Source organism: Pectobacterium atrosepticum (assembly GCF_000740965.1).
Classification (GTDB): domain Bacteria; phylum Pseudomonadota; class Gammaproteobacteria; order Enterobacterales; family Enterobacteriaceae; genus Pectobacterium; species Pectobacterium atrosepticum.
Genome location: NZ_CP009125.1, coordinates 4,038,181 through 4,056,296 on the forward strand (window position 1 = coordinate 4,038,181; position 18,116 = coordinate 4,056,296).

The 18,116-nt window shown below is 52.8% G+C and carries 17 protein-coding genes and 1 CRISPR repeat array; of the genes, 9 read left to right on the forward strand and 8 right to left on the reverse strand.

The annotated features are described in order from the left end of the window. Positions 1 to 73 precede the first annotated feature (73 nt). Genes csy1 through cas6f form a run of 4 tightly spaced genes read left to right on the forward strand, consistent with a single transcriptional unit; the run spans position 74 to position 3,925 of the window. Positions 74 to 1,405 carry a type I-F CRISPR-associated protein Csy1 gene (gene csy1 / locus GZ59_RS17855; RefSeq protein WP_039293538.1) on the forward strand — a complete coding sequence of 444 codons (1,332 nt, stop codon included), beginning with the start codon at positions 74 to 76 and terminating at the stop codon, positions 1,403 to 1,405. Continuing rightward, on the forward strand, positions 1,402 to 2,334 hold the full coding sequence (csy2, locus tag GZ59_RS17860) for a type I-F CRISPR-associated protein Csy2 (protein WP_011095182.1): 933 nt from the start codon (positions 1,402 to 1,404) through the stop codon (positions 2,332 to 2,334). The genes csy1 and csy2 overlap by 4 nt, the downstream gene beginning before the upstream one ends. Positions 2,335 to 2,347: 13 nt before the next feature. After that, positions 2,348 to 3,361 carry a type I-F CRISPR-associated protein Csy3 gene (gene csy3 / locus GZ59_RS17865; RefSeq protein WP_011095183.1) on the forward strand — a complete coding sequence of 338 codons (1,014 nt, stop codon included), beginning with the start codon at positions 2,348 to 2,350 and terminating at the stop codon, positions 3,359 to 3,361. A 9-nt stretch (positions 3,362 to 3,370) separates the two neighbouring features. Next, positions 3,371 to 3,925, forward strand: a complete 555-nt coding sequence (cas6f, locus tag GZ59_RS17870; protein WP_039293542.1) for a type I-F CRISPR-associated endoribonuclease Cas6/Csy4 — start codon at positions 3,371 to 3,373, stop codon at positions 3,923 to 3,925. Positions 3,926 to 4,310: 385 nt separating this feature from the next. On the opposite strand, the gene GZ59_RS17880 is transcribed toward cas6f, so the two are convergent. From GZ59_RS17880 to uvrA, 4 genes are all read right to left on the reverse strand, one after another. Further along, complete coding sequence (locus tag GZ59_RS17880; protein ID WP_283780469.1) at positions 4,311 to 4,712, reverse strand: type II toxin-antitoxin system VapC family toxin; 402 nt, start codon at positions 4,710 to 4,712, stop codon at positions 4,311 to 4,313. Positions 4,713 to 4,723: 11 nt separating this feature from the next. Further along, positions 4,724 to 4,951 carry a type II toxin-antitoxin system VapB family antitoxin gene (gene vapB, locus GZ59_RS17885; protein WP_011095187.1) on the reverse strand — a complete coding sequence of 76 codons (228 nt, stop codon included), beginning with the start codon at positions 4,949 to 4,951 and terminating at the stop codon, positions 4,724 to 4,726. Positions 4,952 to 5,239: 288 nt separating this feature from the next. Next, positions 5,240 to 5,748: direct repeats of the CRISPR family, unit length 28 nt; unit sequence GTTCACTGCCGTACAGGCAGCTTAGAAA. A 100-nt stretch (positions 5,749 to 5,848) separates the two neighbouring features. Next, positions 5,849 to 6,268, reverse strand: a complete 420-nt coding sequence (locus tag GZ59_RS17890; protein ID WP_011095188.1) for a secondary thiamine-phosphate synthase enzyme YjbQ — start codon at positions 6,266 to 6,268, stop codon at positions 5,849 to 5,851. A gap of 17 nt (positions 6,269 to 6,285) precedes the next feature. Continuing rightward, positions 6,286 to 9,120: an excinuclease ABC subunit UvrA gene (gene uvrA / locus GZ59_RS17895; protein WP_039293545.1), complete on the reverse strand. Its 2,835-nt coding sequence runs from the start codon at positions 9,118 to 9,120 to the stop codon at positions 6,286 to 6,288. A 245-nt stretch (positions 9,121 to 9,365) separates the two neighbouring features. Between uvrA and GZ59_RS17900 the strand changes: the two genes are divergently transcribed. The 4 genes from GZ59_RS17900 (at position 9,366) to GZ59_RS17915 (ending at position 13,339) form a co-directional block, all read left to right on the forward strand. Further along, positions 9,366 to 9,929 (forward strand): single-stranded DNA-binding protein, encoded by a 564-nt coding sequence (locus GZ59_RS17900; RefSeq protein WP_011095190.1) that lies wholly within the window; start codon positions 9,366 to 9,368, stop codon positions 9,927 to 9,929. A gap of 245 nt (positions 9,930 to 10,174) precedes the next feature. Then, a complete protein-coding gene (locus GZ59_RS17905) occupies positions 10,175 to 12,031 on the forward strand; it encodes an amidohydrolase (protein ID WP_039293548.1) in 1,857 nt (618 codons plus the stop codon). A gap of 194 nt (positions 12,032 to 12,225) precedes the next feature. Continuing rightward, positions 12,226 to 12,681 (forward strand): GNAT family N-acetyltransferase, encoded by a 456-nt coding sequence (locus tag GZ59_RS17910; RefSeq protein ID WP_011095192.1) that lies wholly within the window; start codon positions 12,226 to 12,228, stop codon positions 12,679 to 12,681. A 67-nt stretch (positions 12,682 to 12,748) separates the two neighbouring features. Continuing rightward, on the forward strand, positions 12,749 to 13,339 hold the full coding sequence (locus GZ59_RS17915; protein WP_039293551.1) for a hypothetical protein: 591 nt from the start codon (positions 12,749 to 12,751) through the stop codon (positions 13,337 to 13,339). Between the two features lie 120 nt (positions 13,340 to 13,459). On the opposite strand, the gene GZ59_RS17920 is transcribed toward GZ59_RS17915, so the two are convergent. Further along, positions 13,460 to 13,891: a carboxymuconolactone decarboxylase family protein gene (locus GZ59_RS17920; RefSeq protein WP_011095193.1), complete on the reverse strand. Its 432-nt coding sequence runs from the start codon at positions 13,889 to 13,891 to the stop codon at positions 13,460 to 13,462. A gap of 140 nt (positions 13,892 to 14,031) precedes the next feature. Then, positions 14,032 to 14,463 (reverse strand): GNAT family N-acetyltransferase, encoded by a 432-nt coding sequence (locus GZ59_RS17925; protein WP_039293554.1) that lies wholly within the window; start codon positions 14,461 to 14,463, stop codon positions 14,032 to 14,034. Between the two features lie 91 nt (positions 14,464 to 14,554). Here GZ59_RS17925 and pdxR point away from each other — a divergent pair, with 91 nt between their 5' ends. Further along, a complete protein-coding gene (pdxR, locus tag GZ59_RS17930; RefSeq protein ID WP_011095245.1) occupies positions 14,555 to 15,973 on the forward strand; it encodes a MocR-like pyridoxine biosynthesis transcription factor PdxR in 1,419 nt (472 codons plus the stop codon). Between the two features lie 40 nt (positions 15,974 to 16,013). Here the strand turns inward: pdxR and GZ59_RS17935 are convergent, their stop codons facing one another. Further along, positions 16,014 to 17,063, reverse strand: coding sequence for a LacI family DNA-binding transcriptional regulator (locus tag GZ59_RS17935; protein ID WP_011095246.1), 1,050 nt, complete (start codon positions 17,061 to 17,063; stop codon positions 16,014 to 16,016). Continuing rightward, a complete protein-coding gene (locus tag GZ59_RS17940; RefSeq protein WP_039293557.1) occupies positions 17,063 to 18,115 on the reverse strand; it encodes a carbohydrate ABC transporter permease in 1,053 nt (350 codons plus the stop codon). The genes GZ59_RS17935 and GZ59_RS17940 overlap by 1 nt, the downstream gene beginning before the upstream one ends. Position 18,116 lies beyond the last annotated feature (1 nt).

Consider the following 18,116-nt stretch of genomic DNA (forward strand, 5'->3'; position numbering starts at 1 on the left):
CCATCAGTATCGTTGAGCGTATTGAAGACAAATCTTATATGAGATAACCCATTCAATCATTAGGGAGTAAGCAATGAGAAATGGACTACCCGAATTCATACTCTCCTACATCAACAATCGAAAGCAGGCCAAGCTGGATGCTTTCGATAAAGAAGCGGAGAAGAAACGTGCGACACTCAGCGGTGAAGCGCTGGCTGTAGCAGAGCTAGAACTGGCACAAGCGCGGCGGGAGATAGAGCTGAAGCACGAGGTGCGAAACTGGTTAACCGATGCCGCCAGCCGCGCCGGACAAATCAGTCTGGTCACGCACGCGTTGAAGTTTACCCACAGCGATGCCAAAGGCAGCAGCGTCTTTAGCGCCGAAACGGTAGCGGATGCTAAAACACTCTCCACCGCCACGTTGGAACAACCCGCCATTGATGCCGTCGGCAACGCAGCTGCATTAGACGTTGCCAAGCTGCTACAAACCGAACATGACGGAGATTCGCTGGTCGCCGCCTTACAGCGTGGCGACCACAGCGCACTGGAAGCGCTGGCTGAAAACCCAGAGCAGCTTGCACAGTGGCTAACAGGATTTCAACAGGTGTTCACCAATCGCCAACCCAGCTCACATAAGCTAGCCAAACAGATCTATTTCCCACTAGCAAGCGGCGAATACCATCTGCTCAGCCCGCTTTACTCCTCTTCACTAGCACAGGCTCTCTACCAGCGGATTAATGCCGTGCGTTTTGGCGACGAAGCAAAAGCGATTCGTCAGGCGCAAAGAACAAATCAGTGGCACGACCAACTCTCTATCAGCTATCCCAATCTGGCAGTACAGAATATGGGTGGCACTAAGCCGCAAAATATTTCTGCGCTAAACAGCAGCCGCAGCGGTCGTTCTTACTTGCTCAGCAGCGCGCCACCGCAGTGGAATAGTATTGAAAAACCGCCACAGCAGCATGAATCCATTTTCCGGCCACACGGCGAGGTGGACTATCACACCAGAGCGACGTTAGCGCAGATGCAGCGCTTTTTACTCAGCGTCAAAGACGTAGAAAACAATCGCGACATTCGTCAACAGCGCCTGCGTTACCTCGACCAGTTAATCGATCAGCTCTTCTTCTATGTCGCTAGCGTGCAGAATCTGCCCGTTGGTTGGAGCGCAGAGTCTGAACTGAAACGCCCCCAGCAGTTATGGCTCGATCCTTATCGTGCAGAAACGGATACGGTTTTCCGCCGTGAACGCGAAGCGGGAGACTGGCGACAGGCAGTAGCCTACGATTTTGGCCGCTGGCTAAACCGTCGCCTCAAACATGAAAACCTGATTTTCGGCGAGGTCGAACGTCGGGAATGGTCTACCGCAGCCCTGTTCAAACGTCGTATGCGTGAAATGGAAAGCGCACTGAAAGAGGAGCTGGCATGAGTACGTTGATTATCCTCCGCCGTATCCAGGTCGAAAACGCCAACGCCATTGCCGGACTGACCTACGGCTTCCCCGCGATTACGCACTTTCTCGGTTTTACCCATGCGCTATCGCGTAAGTTACAAGCCAGCCACGGGCTGACGCTGGAGGGCTGCGGCGTGGTAAGCCATCAGCATCAGCTACACGCTTATGGCTCCAGTTGGGAACGGAGTTTTGCCCTGACCAGAAATCCGCTGACCAAAGAAGCCAAAACTGCCGCTTTTAATGAAGAAGGCCGCATGCATATGACCGTCTCGCTGTTAATACGCTGCGACGGACAGATCCCGGCGGACACGACAGCGCTATGTGAACATTTGAAACAGCAGGCGCAATGCCAACGTCTGGCAGGAGGAACCGTTATTGATATCGAGCGGGTCACCGTCCAATCGTTACCGGTAGACGAAGCAGAAACCCGTGGAGTCATGCGCCGCCTATTACCGGGCTTTGTGCTACGAGATCGTACCTCACTACTGCATCGCCATTTTCAGACGTTACAGCAAGCCAAACCGCAAGCAGAAATGATCGATGCCTGGCTGGACTTCGCCGCGCTGAAGATGCAGGCAGAACGCGATCCTAGCGATGAAACCGTACAGTGGAAATACCTTCCCAAACCCGGCGACGGCGGTTTTCTGACGCCATTGATGATTGGCTACCGTGCCATTTCGCCACTTTATGCGCCCGGTGAGGTCGATAAAACCCGCGATCCGCACACGCCGTTCTGTTTTGCCGAAGCCGCCTACGGCATCGGGGAATGGCAAGGCGCGCACCGCATCAGCGATATCAGCCAGATACTCTGGGAATATGATTATCAGAACGGCGATTATCACTGCCGCCAAGTAGCGGATACCCATTCTGTAGCTGAAGACACTTCCTACGAATTCGATTACTAAAAAGGACAACATCATGGCAAAAGCAGCAACGACGTTGAAGACCGCATCAGTACTGGCTTTTGAACGTAAATTGGCTAACTCGGATGCGTTGATGTATGCAGGCAACTGGGCGCAGCAGGACAACTGGACGGCCATTGCCATTCAGGAGAAATCGGTACGCGGGACGATCTCTAACCGCCTGAAAAATGCCCTCACTAGCGACCCGGCCAAACTAGATGCAGAAATTCAGAAAGCCAACCTGCAAAAAGTGGACGTCGCCGCCCTTCCCTTCGGAGCCGATACCCTGAAAATCGTGTTCACTCTGCGGGTACTGGGTAATCTGGCGCAGCCATCGGTATGTAACGATCAGGATTATCAAACCGCGTTGGGTGACATCATCACCGGATACGCTCAGGAACAAGGTTTCAGCACATTAGCGGCACGCTATGCAGAGAACATCGCGAACGGTCGTTTTCTGTGGCGCAACCGCGTTGGCGCAGAAGCGATCCGCGTCGTCGTCACCAAGAAAGGTGAAAGAAGTTGGGAATTCAACGGTGAAGACTATTCGCTGCGCCAGTTCAGCCAGCCGGCAGGCGATCTTGCCGCACTGACACAAGCGATTGAGAAAGGGCTGGCGGGTGACGCCTCGGCGCTTTTTACCGTGGAAGCCTATGTACAGCTAGGTAACGGTCAGGAAGTCTTCCCTTCTCAGGAACTGGTGCTCGACGAAAAAGCGCGTAACGGCAAGAGCAAAATTCTCTATCAGGTGAATGATGTCGCGGCCATTCATTCGCAGAAAATTGGCAATGCATTGCGCACCATCGACGACTGGTATCCGGCGGCTGATGAAGCGGGTCCGATTGCCGTCGAACCTTACGGCTCCGTAACCAGTCGCGGTAAAGCTTATCGCCAGCCCAGAGAGAAAATGGATTTCTACACGCTGCTGGATAACTGGGTGATTAAAGGCGATGTTCCCATGCCTGAACAGCAGCATTACGTGATCGCCACGCTGATTCGCGGCGGTGTGTTTGGTGAAAAAGGCGAATAAGGTGGCGGTATGGATCACTACATTGATATTCGCGTCCAACCCGATCCCGAGTTCACTGCGTCTCAGCTATTGAACGCGCTGTTTGCCAAACTGCACCGGGTGCTAGGGCAACTGGCGAATGGCAAGATTGGGATTAGCTTTCCCGAAGTGGGTAAAACGCTGGGGGAATGCTTGCGGCTACACGGTACGGAAGACGCGCTCTCTACGTTAGAAAAAACGTCCTGGCTGAAAGGATTACGGGATTACACGCAGGTTTCTGAGTGTAAAGTCGTACCCAATGGCGTGAAGTTTCGTACCGTGCGCCGCGTTCAGCTCAAGAGCAGCGCAGAACGTCTACGTCGACGTTCCGTTAGCAAAGGCTGGCTGACGGCGGCGGAAGCCGCAGCACGAATTCCCGACGCGGTGGAAAAACGCAGCGCACTGCCGTTTGTGCAAATAAAGAGCTTGTCCAACGGGCAAATGTTTTTTGTGTTTGTGGAACATGGCCCGCTACAGAACGCCCCTACCGCAGGCCGTTTCTCTTCCTACGGTTTAAGCACGGCAGCCACCGTTCCGTGGTTCTAACCCTTTTTTAACGGCCAACTGCAAGCTATTGATTGTTAATTGCCGTTGGTCGTTTTAATAAAAAAGGGGTTTTTCGCAAAAACAACATATTCTCTTTAATAATCTGGTTGTTAGTGTGAAAATTTAACAGTTCACTGCCGTGTAGGTAGCTTAGAAATTTCAGTTCAAACAGGCCTTGCCAGCAGTTGAGTTCACTGCCGTGTAGGTAGCTTAGAAATGATTGAAGTCGGCTTTCTGAGGCGTAATGTTGTTCACTGCCGTATAGGCAGCTTAGAAACATGCACCTTGGTTCAGATCAGCTTTTTGCGTATTCACTGCCGCACAGGCAGTTTAACAAGCCTCTGGGCTTCCATTGCGTTGGAACACGCCCAGCCAATCAGAGCAATTATTTAACCCAATCTTCCAGTATCAGTTCCGGTACTCGCTCAAATTCTCTCAGATTATTGGTGACTAGTATGGCCTTAGCGCTGATAGCATGACCAGCGATGGCCGTATCGTTTGGACCAATAGGTGTGACAGCTGCAGCTAGTGCAATTTTAATTTTTGTGGTGGCGTCTACCGCTGCGCTATCCCAAGGTAATATCGCATCAAGTCGGCGGCAGAAAGCATCAACCAGCAGCATATGGCGCGGCGAAGCTTTTTTGCCAACCGCCCCAAAACGCATTTCAGCGTACGTGATAGCTGATACCACGATTCGATCTCGTCGCAGTGTGCATTGCTGCAACTTTTCAATCACCGCAGACGGGTGTTCACGCATAATGAAAGAACAGATATTAGTATCAAGCATGAACAAACGGCTCACAGTTCGAATCTCCCCTCTTCGACTACATCCTGACGTTCTGTCATAAAGTCTGCGTCAGCACGCTCTTCTTGCAGAAAAGAATGCCAATTGGGTTTGACTGGGCGCAACATGATGGTATCCCCTTCACGCACGATCTCCAGTTCATTGACGCCTTCAAAGTCCATATCACGCGGCAAGCGAATAGCACGGTTATTACCATTTTTAAATACTGAGACAATACGCATAATGCACCTCCTCTTAATACAGAATTCAGCAAGCCGCTAGCCTGACTAAAACATAGGTTAAGTATAGATTTGAATCGTTCTCTTGTATATCCGCGGCATATGTACGCACCTAACATAGGTCTACCGAGAATAGATAAAATCGTTACCACAGGGTTGGCACCCTTTTTTCATGGACGCTTGTAACTCATTGATTTTTAATATCGATTAAGCGCTATGATAAAAAAGGGTTTTTCGGGAGAAATGGTTTATTTTCTTTTAAAATTAGGTAACTACCGTAAAATAGGAACGGTTCACTGCCGTACAGGCAGCTTAGAAAAGCTCCGACCGACATGCGCTTAAAGGCGGCGAGTTCACTGCCGTACAGGCAGCTTAGAAAATGCAGATATTGTAACTAAGCATCATATTGCATGTTCACTGCCGTACAGGCAGCTTAGAAATGTAGGCCATATAACAAATACTCAAAGATAACGTTCACTGCCGTATAGGCAGTTTAGAAATTGCGATTGGCACCGTTAACCGCTCAGTGACCATTCACTGCCGTATAGGCAGCTTAGAAATCCAGTACTCAGGATCGTGTTGGTACGATAAAGTTCACTGCCGTATAGGCAGCTTAGAAAAGTTCTGACACTCGTTAAACGTCATAACGCGCGTTCACTGCCGTACAGGCAGCTTAGAAAGAAATATCCACCTGGACACTGTCCATAAAGAAGTTCACTGCCGTATAGGCAGCTTAGAAAACGACGGATAGTCTCTGTCTGACGAACGCAACGTTCACTGCCGTATAGGCAGCTTAGAAAGCCCTGAAAAAAATGGGTTGTGATGACCATGCGTTCACTGCCGTGCAGGCAGTTCAGTGTTTATCGAGATAAGTCTCTAGCACGGCTCACCTCAAGGGAGTTATTCCCCATTCAGCGTGACAACCAGCGAGCGGCTGCCGCCGTGGTTGCGGTGTTCGCACAGGTAAATGCCCTGCCAAGTGCCGATGTTCAGGCGTCCGTTGGTGATGGGAATCGTCAGGCTATTTCCTAGCAGGCTGCCTTTCAGGTGCGCGGGCATGTCGTCGCTACCTTCATAAGTATGGCGGTAGTAAGGTTCATCCTCCGGCACTAAGCGATTAAAAAAGCTCTCGAAATCCTGCCGCACCGTGGGATCGGCATTCTCATTAATCGTCAGCGCCGCCGAAGTATGTTTGATGAACACATGCATCAACCCGACCTTTATCTGGCGCAGTGCGACAACCTGCGCCAGTATTTCGTCAGTCACCAGATGGAAGCCTCTGGCTTTCGGCTTCAGGCGGATTTCATATTGCGTCCACATGATTTGGCCTCTCGCTATCAGGCTTCGCGTGCCAGAATAGGTCGCAGGAAACGTGCTGTGTGAGACTCTTCGCACTCTGCCACCGTTTCTGGCGTGCCGGAAACCAGAATTTCTCCGCCGCCGCTGCCACCTTCCGGCCCTAAATCGACAATCCAGTCTGCCGTTTTAATCACATCCAGATTGTGTTCAATCACCACGATGGTATTACCCTGATCGCGCAACTGATGCAAAACGGTCAGAAGCTGCTCAATATCAGCAAAGTGCAGGCCGGTCGTGGGTTCGTCGAGAATATACAGCGTCTGCCCAGTTCCACGTTTTGACAGCTCACGTGCCAGTTTCACACGCTGCGCTTCCCCGCCGGACAGCGTGGTTGCCGACTGCCCAAGACGAATGTAGGACAGGCCGACATCGATCAGCGTTTGTAGCTTCCGCGCCAGCGCCGGAATAGCATCAAAGAACTCACGCGCTTCTTCGATGGTCATATCCAGCACTTCATGAATGCCTTTGCCTTTATATTTAATTTCCAGCGTTTCACGGTTATAACGTTTGCTTTTACACTGGTCACACGGCACATAGACATCCGGTAGGAAGTGCATTTCTACCTTGATCACGCCGTCGCCCTGACAGGCTTCGCAGCGTCCACCGCGCACGTTAAAGCTGAAACGGCCGGGGTTATAACCACGGGTACGAGATTCTGGCACGCCGGCAAACAGCTCGCGAATCGGTGTGAAAATGCCAGTATAGGTTGCGGGATTGGAACGCGGCGTACGACCGATCGGGCTTTGATCGATATCGATCACCTTGTCAAAATGCTCCAGCCCCTGAATTTCACGGTAAGCAGCAGGTTCTGCCAGCGTTGCGCCGTTCAGCTGACGCTGCGCCAGTGGGAACAAGGTATCGTTGATTAAGGTAGATTTACCCGATCCCGACACCCCGGTGACGCAAGTAAACAGGCCAACCGGCAGCGTCAGAGTGACGTCTTTCAGGTTGTTGCCCTTTGCGCCAATCAACTTAAGCACTTTGGTCGGATCCGCAGGTACGCGCTGCTTCGGTATTTCAATCTTGCGTTTGCCGCTGAGGAATTGACCCGTCAGTGAACCCGGCACCGCCATAATCTCGTCCATCGTGCCTTCGGCGACAATCTGCCCGCCGTGCACACCCGCTCCGGGGCCGATATCTATCACATGGTCAGCGGCACGAATCGCATCTTCATCGTGTTCCACCACAATAACGGTATTGCCCAGATCGCGCAGATGAACCAGCGTTTCCAACAGCCGCTCGTTGTCGCGTTGGTGCAAGCCGATGGACGGCTCATCCAGCACGTACATCACGCCAACCAGCCCGGCACCGATCTGGCTTGCCAGACGAATGCGCTGCGCCTCGCCGCCGGACAGCGTTTCCGCCGAACGGGAGAGTGACAAATAGTTCAGCCCGACATTCACTAGAAACTTCAGTCGATCGCCAATCTCTTTCAGCACTTTCTCGGCGATTTGGGCGCGCTGCCCGCTGAGCTTCATGTTCTTGAAAAACGTCATCGCATGGCCGATGCTCATATCGGAAATCTGCGGCAGCGTGGTCTGTTCGACAAACACGTTACGCGCTTCTTCACGCAGACGTGTCCCTCCGCAACTGGCGCAGGAGCGGTTGCTGATGAATTTCGCCAGCTCTTCCCGCACCGCCGTGGATTCCGTCTCTTTATAGCGGCGCTCCATGTTGTGCAGCACGCCTTCGAACGGATGACGACGCACCGAGGTGTCGCCACGATCGTTGATATATTTGAATTCGACGTTCTCTTTACCGGAGCCATACAGAATCACTTTCTGCACCTCGGCATTCAGGCCCTCAAACGGGGCGTCGATGTCAAATTTGTAGTGCTCCGCCAGTGAGCGCAGCATCTGGAAATAGTAGAAATTGCGGCGATCCCAGCCGCGAATCGCCCCGCCCGCCAGCGACAGCTCCGAATTTTGTACCACGCGAGCCGGATCAAAGAACTGCTGCACGCCCAGACCATCACAGCTTGGGCACGCCCCCGCCGGATTGTTGAACGAGAACATACGCGGTTCCAGCTCGTGCATGCTGTAGCCACACACCGGACAGGCAAAGTTCGCCGAGAACAGCAGCTCAGGCTGAGTAGGGTCATCCATATCGGCCACGACCACGCTACCACCAGACAGATCCAGCGCGGTTTCAAACGACTCCGCCAGCCGCTGAGCCAGATCCTCACGCACTTTAAAGCGATCGACGACAACTTCAATGGTGTGCTTTTTCTGTAATTCCAGCTTCGGCGGATCGGACAGATCGCACACTTCGCCGTCGATACGAGCACGGATATAGCCCTGTGAGGCCAGGTTTTCCAGCGTCTTGCTGTGCTCGCCTTTGCGGTCTTTCACGATCGGTGCCAGCAGCATCAGGCGTTTGCCTTCCGGCTGCGCCAGCACGTTGTCCACCATCTGGCTGACGGTCTGCGCATCCAGCGGCACATCATGATCTGGGCAGCGCGGTTCACCCACGCGTGCAAACAGCAGGCGCAGGTAGTCATGAATTTCGGTAATCGTCCCGACCGTGGAACGCGGGTTGTGTGAAGTGGATTTCTGCTCGATAGAGATCGCGGGCGACAGCCCTTCTATATGATCGACATCCGGTTTTTCCATCAGTGACAGGAATTGACGGGCGTAGGCGGAGAGTGATTCCACATAGCGTCGCTGCCCTTCGGCATACAGCGTGTCAAACGCCAGCGATGACTTACCCGAACCAGACAGACCGGTGATGACGATCAGCTTGTCACGGGGAATTATCAGATTGATATTCTTGAGATTATGGGTACGAGCACCACGAACTTCGATCTTATCCATTCACACACTTCCCGGAATAAAAACGGTTTGTCATCGTCTCCCGAACGGAGAGAACCGGTACGAAACGAACAATTATGGCACAAAAAAAACTGAATGAATATCCAGTATTAAACCCGTTTACTTTTGCAAACGCTGCAAATCTTACTTTCATTTCTGAAGCCATTTCGCAGGTATGATACAAATGTGTATCATGATAAAATTGATCGTTTAGACTTACATAAATTGATTTATCAGGAGACACGAGCATGGCCAGCAGAGGCGTTAATAAAGTGATTCTTGTCGGGAATCTGGGTCAAGACCCAGAAGTCCGCTATATGCCGAATGGTGGTGCAGTTGCCAACATCACGCTGGCTACGTCGGAAAGCTGGCGTGACAAGCAAACCGGTGAGCAGAAAGAGAAGACCGAATGGCACCGTGTGGTTCTGTTTGGCAAGCTGGCAGAAGTCGCGGGCGAATACCTGCGTAAAGGCTCTCAGGTCTACATCGAAGGCGCACTGCAAACCCGTAAATGGGCCGATCAGGCTGGCGTAGAGCGCTACACCACCGAAGTCGTCGTTAACGTCGGCGGCACCATGCAGATGCTAGGTGGACGTCAGGGCGGCGGCGCACCAGCAGGCGGTGGCAATGCAGGTGGCGGTCAGCCACAAGGCGGCTGGGGTCAACCTCAGCAACCGCAGGGCGGAAACCAGTTCAGCGGCGGCGCACAAGCTCAGCAGCGCCCAGCTCAGAACGCATCTTCCTCACAAAATAATGCCCCGGCACAAAGCAACGAACCACCAATGGATTTCGACGACGATATTCCTTTCTAAGGCTAACCTTAGAGATTATTGTCAATAATTCCATTATAAGCCTCCGATTTATCGGAGGTTTTTCATTTTATAGCGTACAGAAAAGTCACCAGTAAACAATCAACCAAGGAAATCATCACAGCATGTGCGTTTCGTGCTCATCGAGATAATCAGAGCACAATCTGTACAGTTATTTATCCATCGCTGCCGAAAAATAGCAGCGCCTCATCAATGAGGAATAAACGCTATATATGGAGATATAACGTATGGACAAAAATAGTGCACACCGCACCGCTAACAAAAACCTATCCCAAAACACCGCCAATAAGGCACCCTCGCCATCTTCTGGCAACGCGACAACCGATTATTCTTTGCCACCAAACACTTCTTTCAGGCTCGCAGCACTTGCTGTCACCGTCTCAGGTTTGCTTTTTTCTTCATCTACGCTAATGGCGGCAGAAACGGCAGAGACTGCCGATTTAGTTTTACGTAACGGCAATATTTACACCGTCAATCAAGGTCAGCCGTGGGCAGAAGCTGTTGCAGTACGTGATGGTCGCTACGTTTTCATCGGTTCAAATGCACAGGCAGCAGAGTTTATCGGCCCGAAAACGCAGGTGGTTGATCTCAACGGCAGCATGGCAATGCCGGGCATTAATGATGTCCACGCTCATCCGTTAGACGGTGGCTATGAAGATATTTACTCCTGTAATTTCTCACAAAAAAGTTCACTGGATGACATTCTGAGCCAGGTCAGTGAATGCGCGCAAAAAGCCGGACCGGGAGAATGGGTGATCGGTTCTGCCTGGGGCAGCCCACGTATGGCGGAGCTTTCTACCACTGAAGCGCTGGCGAAATTGGATAAAGTCAGTAACGGGCGTCCGGTCATTCTGCGTGATGATTCTTACCATAACCGCTGGATTAACAGCGAAGCGATGCGTCTGGCCGCTATCACCGCGCAGTCCGTTAGCCCAGCCGGTGGCGTCATTGTTAAAGATGCAAAAACAGGCGAACCAACCGGCCTGTTGCAAGAATTCCCCGCGTTCCAGCATGTGCAAAGTCTGGTCCCCGTGCGCACGGAAGAGCAACGGCTGACATCAGGGCGCGGAGCCACCAAAACGATGGTGTCATTAGGTATTACTGGCGTGCAGGAAGCGGTCAGCTCAGAAGTCAATCTGCGCATCTGGAGCAAGATTGACCGAGCAGAAGGTCTGCCTCTGCGTATTATCGGCTCGATCGTCTCCACTCCGCTGTTGGATGAAGGCGCTGCGGGTCTGGAGCTGGTTGCCAGACGTGATGTCTACCGCACCACAAATTTCTTCCCCGATCGTTTTAAATTTGTGTTGGATGGTGTTCCACCGGCTCATACCGCAAAGCTGATTGAGCCCTATCTGCCAACTCAAGCACACGGCGATCACTATCACGGCGATACCCACTACACCACAGAGCAAGTCGTTGAGATTCTCTCCAAGCTGGATAAACAAGGGATCTCTACCAAGCTTCATGCTGCGGGAGATGGTTCACTCCGTCTGGCGCTGGATGCCGTTGAGCAAGTGCGTAAAATTAATGGGCCAAATGGCCCGATGCATCAAATCGCGCATACGCATTTGATCTCACCGCAAGATATGCCACGTTTCGCACAGTTGCGGGTTGCCGCCGATCTCTCGCCGATGCTGTGGTTTCCTTCCGATATGACAAACGCCAGCGTAGTGACCATTGGCGAAGAGCGCATGAAGGATTTTGTCCCCACGGTTAAATTGCTACGTTCTGGTGCGGTGGTCGCTGGCGGTTCTGACTGGCCAGCGGGTGGCCCAACGCCATCTCCCTGGATCGGAATTGAAGGGCTGGTGACGCGGCAGAATCCGCTGGGTGATGCGCCCGGAACACTGGCTCCCGAAGAGGCCGTCGATCTGCCTGAAGCGATTCGTATCTATACTATCAATAGTGCGAAAGCGATGGGCATAGAGAAAGAAACGGGATCGGTTGAGCTGGGTAAATCCGCCGATTTGATCGTGTTGGATCGCCATTTGTTTAACGTCCCGATCAAACAGGTTCATCGTGCCAACGTGGTCAAAACGTATTTCAAAGGCCAGCTCGTCCATTCAGCGCCAGAGAAGTCCTAATGCGCGGCGCTGTCAGTAACATGAGATAAATATCAGGGGCGTCGATGCGGACGCCTCTTTAATCCCGCCTTCACTTTCTCCTAATTGGTCTGCACCTCTCTTAATAAGTGGAGGGGTATATCCGTCTATTTCATTGCTATAAATACCAACCTGATTTTCAGTACCTGTCGCCTAACAACATGAGAGTAAAAATAATGAATTCAGATCAGGAAATTATGGTTAACCCCGTTGAACCAGATGATTACAATCAATGGCTGCCCTATTGGGAAAGTTATCAAACGTTCTATAACGTCCAGCTTACCGATGAAGTAACGGAAACAACCTGGGATCGCTTTTTTAAAGCGGATATTCCCGTGCACTGCGCCGTGGCGAGAGAAGGCTTACGCATTATCGGCTTCGTACACTTTGTTTTTCACGATTCCACATGGGGCGTAAACCGCTATTGTTACCTTGAGGATCTTTTTGTTGATCCCACCACGCGCGGCAAAAACGTGGGGAAAAAACTCATTGAGTACGTGAGAGAAAAGGCGCAAGAAAAGCACTGCGTTCGTCTGTATTGGCATACTCAGGAAACCAATAAAACAGCGCAGCGTCTTTATGATTGGGTTGCGGAAAAACCGGGCGTTATCGAATATAGAATGCCGCTTTAATTATCAAACATTCGGCAGTAAAGTGACGGCGTGCGGCACACACGCCGTGTATAAATGGATTTATAAAATGAACTACCAATCAACCCCCCTTTTTATCTACACCGTCAGGATCTTTTTTACGATTTGCCTCTGTGGCGCGCTGGCAGTTGCCGGTATCAGCGCCCCGGTCTTCTACCTTCTGGCGATGAAACTGGCTTACCCCGTCATCCTCTCTCTGCGATTACACAGTCTGAGTGAAAAAGGCATCGCTTTCTTGCCTAAGGAAAAGAGCGAATGGATGGTCTATGTACACGGTATCCCCGTGCGTGAAACCAGAACATCATTAACCAATCCGTATTTCTTTAGCGCCGAAAGCATCAGGACGTTTTCCCTACGAGCCTACACAGGAAAGCTGTTGATTCAGATCTGCGCCGTCATCTTGTTGGTGCAACAGGCTATGGCAATCAACTGGCCGTGGCTTTATCTTGGCGTGATTATTGTCGCGCTGTGGTTTGCTTATGCGCTTGCCATGACCGTGATTGAGCTCGTTTCAATTATGAGAGATCGCTGGTTTATCGAGAAACTCATCTCTCCCAGCCAAAGTGAGTGGTACGGCGGATATATCGATTTCCGCGACTACCGTGTCGCGGTTTTTGAACGACTGCTGTCACTGAAATAGCATCCTGCCTATTTCAGTCGCCGTACTGATTCTCAGACTCCCACCAGCCCTGCCCGTTCGGCGCGTTGGGCAATACAGTGATGACGTCATTTGCTGCGCCTGCAAAGCAGGCTCCATACCTTATTGGCGCATGCCGATCGCCAAACGATTAAAGGCACTCATCAGCGCGACAGCAAAGCTCAGATCGGCGATCTCTGCATCGCTGAAATGCGCCTTCAGCGGCTCGAAATCTTCATCAGGCGCGTGGCTGCGAGCCACATCCACAAGCGATTCAGTCCAGGCCAACGCCACACGCTCGCGTTCATTGAACTGTTCACTCACACGCCAGCCAGCCAGACTGTCCAGCTTCGCATCCGGCACGCCATCAGCACGCAGAGCCGACGCATGCATCTCCAGGCAGAAAGCACAGCCATTAATTTGCGAAACACGCAGATAGACCAATTCGATCAGTTGTTTTCCAAGGCTGCTCTTGTTCAGAGCTTTCTTGGCAATGCCGAACCCTTGATAGGCTTCTGCCGAAAGGGTTTGGTAGGGCAAGCGAAGCATACTCATAGAAGATCTCCAATAAGAAATGAAAGAACGAGAAAATAAGTCAGCGCATGGTGTGTCTGAGTCCATGTTTCAACCGTCGGAGTAACCCGACCTTGCCACCCAAAGTGACCGCAAAGCAGTGGGTTCATGGCTCTTCACACCTATAGCGCTTGGCTGAAATGCAGGCCTTTGGAAAGTAAGCCCTGACGAAAATAGAAGCGTTGCGCCAGCGCATTGCTCAAGGCCGTATCGAGCACCAGATGAGCACAGTTTTGCCGCTGCGCTTCCTCGCGCATTGCCTCGATCAGCTGACCGCCAAGCCCCTGATCACGGACACCTACAGCGGCCACAAGATCATCAACATAGAGGAATCGGCCATACAATAGATTTTCCTGAACGCGGTAGCCCACCAACCCCATGACGAGATCGTCCTGCCATGCCGCCAGCAGACGATAGCCTTGCCCAGCTTGACGACGGGCCTGCGCAGTGAATGTGGCTGCATCAGGAAGATGAGGCCGCAGCTCCCGCATAACATCGAAGCAAGCCAGGTAGTCCTGATCACTCTCAATGAGGCTTAATCGAAAGGTGCTCATGCCAATTTCCTTGTAATGAAGCCAGTATGTTAGGAAAATCATGACCCATAAGAAAGGTGCAAGAATTGAGTAAATGAATGGGACATAACGTATGGACATGCAGCAACTAAAGCCAAGCAGGGAACACGATGCACCGCTCTATTTACAGCTGTATCGACGCTACCGAGACGCTATTATCGCCAGAAAACTTCATCCAGGCGATCGCGTACCGTCCGTACGCAGCCTTGCCAGTGAACTGAATCTGGCACGAGGCACGGTTGAAATGGCTTATCAGATGCTAGCCAGTGAAGGCTATTTCCTGACTCGCGGCCCAGCGGGTACCATCGTCTCACCCCAGTTGGAAAAGCTGACCGAATCGGGATACAGCACCACATCCCTTTCTCAAATACCTTCACGCCCGCAAATCGAGACCGCTCAAGTACAACCTTTCCAACTTGGCTTGCCTGCACTGGATGCCTTTCCCCGCAAGACCTGGGCGCGCCTAGCCGGGCACAACTTACGCACTCTGGATACGGCAGCCATGATCTCTCCAGATCCAGCGGGCTATGAACCGCTTCGTCGAGCCATCGCTACCTATCTGGGGATCTCGCGCGGCATCACTTGCACACACGAGCAGGTGTTCATCACCGCTGGCTATCGGGGAGCGCTGGAACTGGTGTGCCGCACGTTGTTGCAACCTGGCGACATTGGATGGTTCGAAGATCCCGGCTATATCTTCGCTCGCCAGTTCTTGGCGCGAGCAGGTATGCATCTGGAACCCGTTCCGGTGGATGAGGAAGGCCTGAATGTGGACATCGGTCAACAGCGAGCCGCAGAGGCACGTTTTGCCGTGGTAACTCCCACGCACCAAAGCCCCATGGGGATGGCGTTGTCATTGCCCCGACGACTGCAACTGCTGGAATGGGCCAGCCACCACCGATCATGGATCATTGAGGACGACTACGACAGCGAGTTCCGTTACCACGGCCGGCCATTACCTGCGCTGAAAAGCCTGGATCGCGATGGGCGCGTGCTCTACACCGGCACCTTCAGCAAGGTGCTGTTTCCCGGCCTACGCTTAGCTTACCTGGTTGTCCCTGAACCGCAGATCGAGCGCTTCAGGGATACGGCAAATCATTTTTGCTGCGCGGGATCGATCCTACCCCAAGCCACAGTGGCGAATTTCATGGAGCAAGGTCACTTTGCTCGCCATTTGCGCAGGATGCGTTCACTGTATGCCATTCGGCGCGGCTATCTCGTTGATGAGCTTTTGCAGGCATTAGGTTCACACTTGACCGTCCAGCCACAGGCAGGCGGCATTCATGTGTTAGCTACGCTGACCGCCCGTGGCAACGACCAGTCTCTGGCAGCCGCCGCTCAATCTCATGGCCTTGCCATTCAGGCGTTGAATGACTGGCGAACGAGCAAAACATCACGTGGAGGGCTTCTTATGGGATTCACTAATGTGACCGAACCTGCGATGGCAAAGGCATTGGTGCATCGACTGGCAGCGGCCATCGGATTATCGTGAAAGGGTTATCCACAGCCGGATCGTGCTGCTGCCCGTGAGCTCAACCGGTAGTAGTCCCCACTCGCCGCACTGATTCTCTGACGACCACCTGCCCCGCCAGTTCGGTGCGTTGGGCAATACCGAGCGCCTGTGAGGGCGTCATTTGCTGCGCCAGCAGCTGTAACGCAGCACGGGCGATCGTTTCAAACGGCAGATGTACCGTGGTGAGCGAAACCGGCAGCATGTCGAATGGCAGAATGTCGTCCATGCCCATCACCGACATATCTTCCGGCACCCGAAGTCCGTGCTGATACAGCGCGTCGATCACGCCGATAGCCTGATTATCCGCAGCGCAGAAAATCGCAGTGACGCCTAATCTATCGGGGTTCGCCGTCAGCCAGCGCAACAGCGCATCACGTGCCGTGCGCGGGTGGAAATCCGGCAGTGACAGAATCAGATCGTCATCCACCGCAATACCCGCCTGTGCGAGCGCATCACGATAGCCACGTTCACGCTGTTTGATCGTCATGCGCGACGTCCAGGTCAAATGCAGGATCCGCGTATGGCCCTGATCGATCAGGTAACGCACTGCGGCGGCGGCGGCATAGTGGTTGGCTGGCGTGACGCTACTCAGACGCATTGAGGGATCTTCACCATTGATCAGCACCGCCGGAATTCCACTTTCCGCGACGGCGTTCAGCAGCGTTGGGTGATCATCATTCACGATCAGAATGCCGCTCTCTTTTCCGCCCTGAAGTTCACGCAACAGCTGCTGTTCGTTAATGGTGTCGTGTTCCCCCAGAAACGGACGCAGTTGGATATTACGTTGTAAACACAGCGTTTTCAGGGCGTTAATCAACGTCAGCGACACCAGATTGTACTCACTTTCCAGCATCAGGTTGCGCGGCGTCGCCAGCAAAATGTGGCGCAGCGGTTCCGTCGGTGCGGCGGTCGCTTTGCCTACTTTATGCAGCGGATAACCCTGCTCGGTCGCAATCGCCATGATGTGCTGCCTGACTTTGGCACTGATCGGTGCCGTACCGTTCAGCGCGCGGGAAACCGTGCTGATAGAAACCCCCGCGCGGTCGGCAATATCCTTGAGTGTCGCCATTATTTCATCCCCGTGTTGGCAATCCCCGTCGTGATGTATTTTTGCAGGAAGACGAACACCGCCGTCACCGGCAGAAGCGAAAGCATCGTCATCGCCAGTATATAGTGCCACTGCACTGAGAACTGCCCCTGAAACGCATTCAGACCGATTTGCAGCGTAAAATTATCCTGACTGGAGAGGACGATCAGCGGCCAGAGGAAATCATTCCAGCGCCAGATCACCGAGAAGATCGCCAGCACTGCCAGCGCGGGTGCGGTCAGCGGCAGGATGATCTTCCAGTAAATACGGAACTCGCTGGCGGCATCGATCCGCGCCGCCTCGATCAGCTCATCGGGGATCGTCAGCATGTATTGCCGCAGCAGGAATACGCCAGTCGGCGTCGCTATTGTGGGGATAATCACGCCCCACAGGTTATCCCCCATGTTCAGGCCAATCACCACCAGAAACGTCGGCACCATCACCACCGAAAGCGGGATCATCATGGTCGAGAGAAACAGCGTCAGCACCGTACCACGACCGCAAAACTCGTATTTCGACAGCGCAAAGGCTGCCATCGAACTGAGCAACAGGGTCAGCAGCGTTGCCATCACCGTCACGAATACGGTGTTCTTCAGATAAGTGGCAAAATGGAACTTCGTGATCGGCGTCGTGTAGTTCTCCGTCTCCAGATGCAGCGCTTTCATCGGCACCAGATCTTTGGTCGACACACGCACCACCTCACTCGGCACATCTGGGTTCACCAGCTGTGCGATCAGCCCGATACGCCTGACCAGCGCCATGGTTTTCGCTTCACCGTCTTCCTGCTTAACCTGCCACAGTTCCAGCGGCTTCGGGTACTCCGGCAGCGTGATGGTATCCGCCGCCTGCGGCAGAAAACTCGGCGGAAAGCGGTTAATCTCCGCGGGTGTTTTGAACGATGACATGGCAGCCCACATGACCGGAATCATCACCAGCAGCGTGCCAACCACCAGCCAGACCCAGCTCATGATATCCGTAATATGGATGCGCCCCGGATGACGGGTGCGGGTAAGAAAGGCGATTATCTTCATCATG

Coding starts and splice junctions, on each gene's coding strand:
- GZ59_RS17940 (WP_039293557.1), bottom strand. CDS start 18,115: ATGATGAAGATAATCGCCTTTCTTACCCGCACCCGTCATCCGGGGCGC.
- GZ59_RS17915 (WP_039293551.1), top strand. CDS start 12,749: ATGAACTACCAATCAACCCCCCTTTTTATCTACACCGTCAGGATCTTT.
- GZ59_RS17890 (WP_011095188.1), bottom strand. CDS start 6,268: ATGTGGACGCAATATGAAATCCGCCTGAAGCCGAAAGCCAGAGGCTTC.
- vapB (WP_011095187.1), bottom strand. CDS start 4,951: ATGCGTATTGTCTCAGTATTTAAAAATGGTAATAACCGTGCTATTCGC.
- cas6f (WP_039293542.1), top strand. CDS start 3,371: ATGGATCACTACATTGATATTCGCGTCCAACCCGATCCCGAGTTCACT.
- csy1 (WP_039293538.1), top strand. CDS start 74: ATGAGAAATGGACTACCCGAATTCATACTCTCCTACATCAACAATCGA.
- GZ59_RS17910 (WP_011095192.1), top strand. CDS start 12,226: ATGAATTCAGATCAGGAAATTATGGTTAACCCCGTTGAACCAGATGAT.
- pdxR (WP_011095245.1), top strand. CDS start 14,555: ATGGACATGCAGCAACTAAAGCCAAGCAGGGAACACGATGCACCGCTC.
- GZ59_RS17900 (WP_011095190.1), top strand. CDS start 9,366: ATGGCCAGCAGAGGCGTTAATAAAGTGATTCTTGTCGGGAATCTGGGT.
- GZ59_RS17905 (WP_039293548.1), top strand. CDS start 10,175: ATGGACAAAAATAGTGCACACCGCACCGCTAACAAAAACCTATCCCAA.
- uvrA (WP_039293545.1), bottom strand. CDS start 9,120: ATGGATAAGATCGAAGTTCGTGGTGCTCGTACCCATAATCTCAAGAAT.
- csy3 (WP_011095183.1), top strand. CDS start 2,348: ATGGCAAAAGCAGCAACGACGTTGAAGACCGCATCAGTACTGGCTTTT.
- GZ59_RS17935 (WP_011095246.1), bottom strand. CDS start 17,063: ATGGCGACACTCAAGGATATTGCCGACCGCGCGGGGGTTTCTATCAGC.
- GZ59_RS17920 (WP_011095193.1), bottom strand. CDS start 13,891: ATGAGTATGCTTCGCTTGCCCTACCAAACCCTTTCGGCAGAAGCCTAT.
- csy2 (WP_011095182.1), top strand. CDS start 1,402: ATGAGTACGTTGATTATCCTCCGCCGTATCCAGGTCGAAAACGCCAAC.
- GZ59_RS17925 (WP_039293554.1), bottom strand. CDS start 14,463: ATGAGCACCTTTCGATTAAGCCTCATTGAGAGTGATCAGGACTACCTG.
- GZ59_RS17880 (WP_283780469.1), bottom strand. CDS start 4,712: ATGCTTGATACTAATATCTGTTCTTTCATTATGCGTGAACACCCGTCT.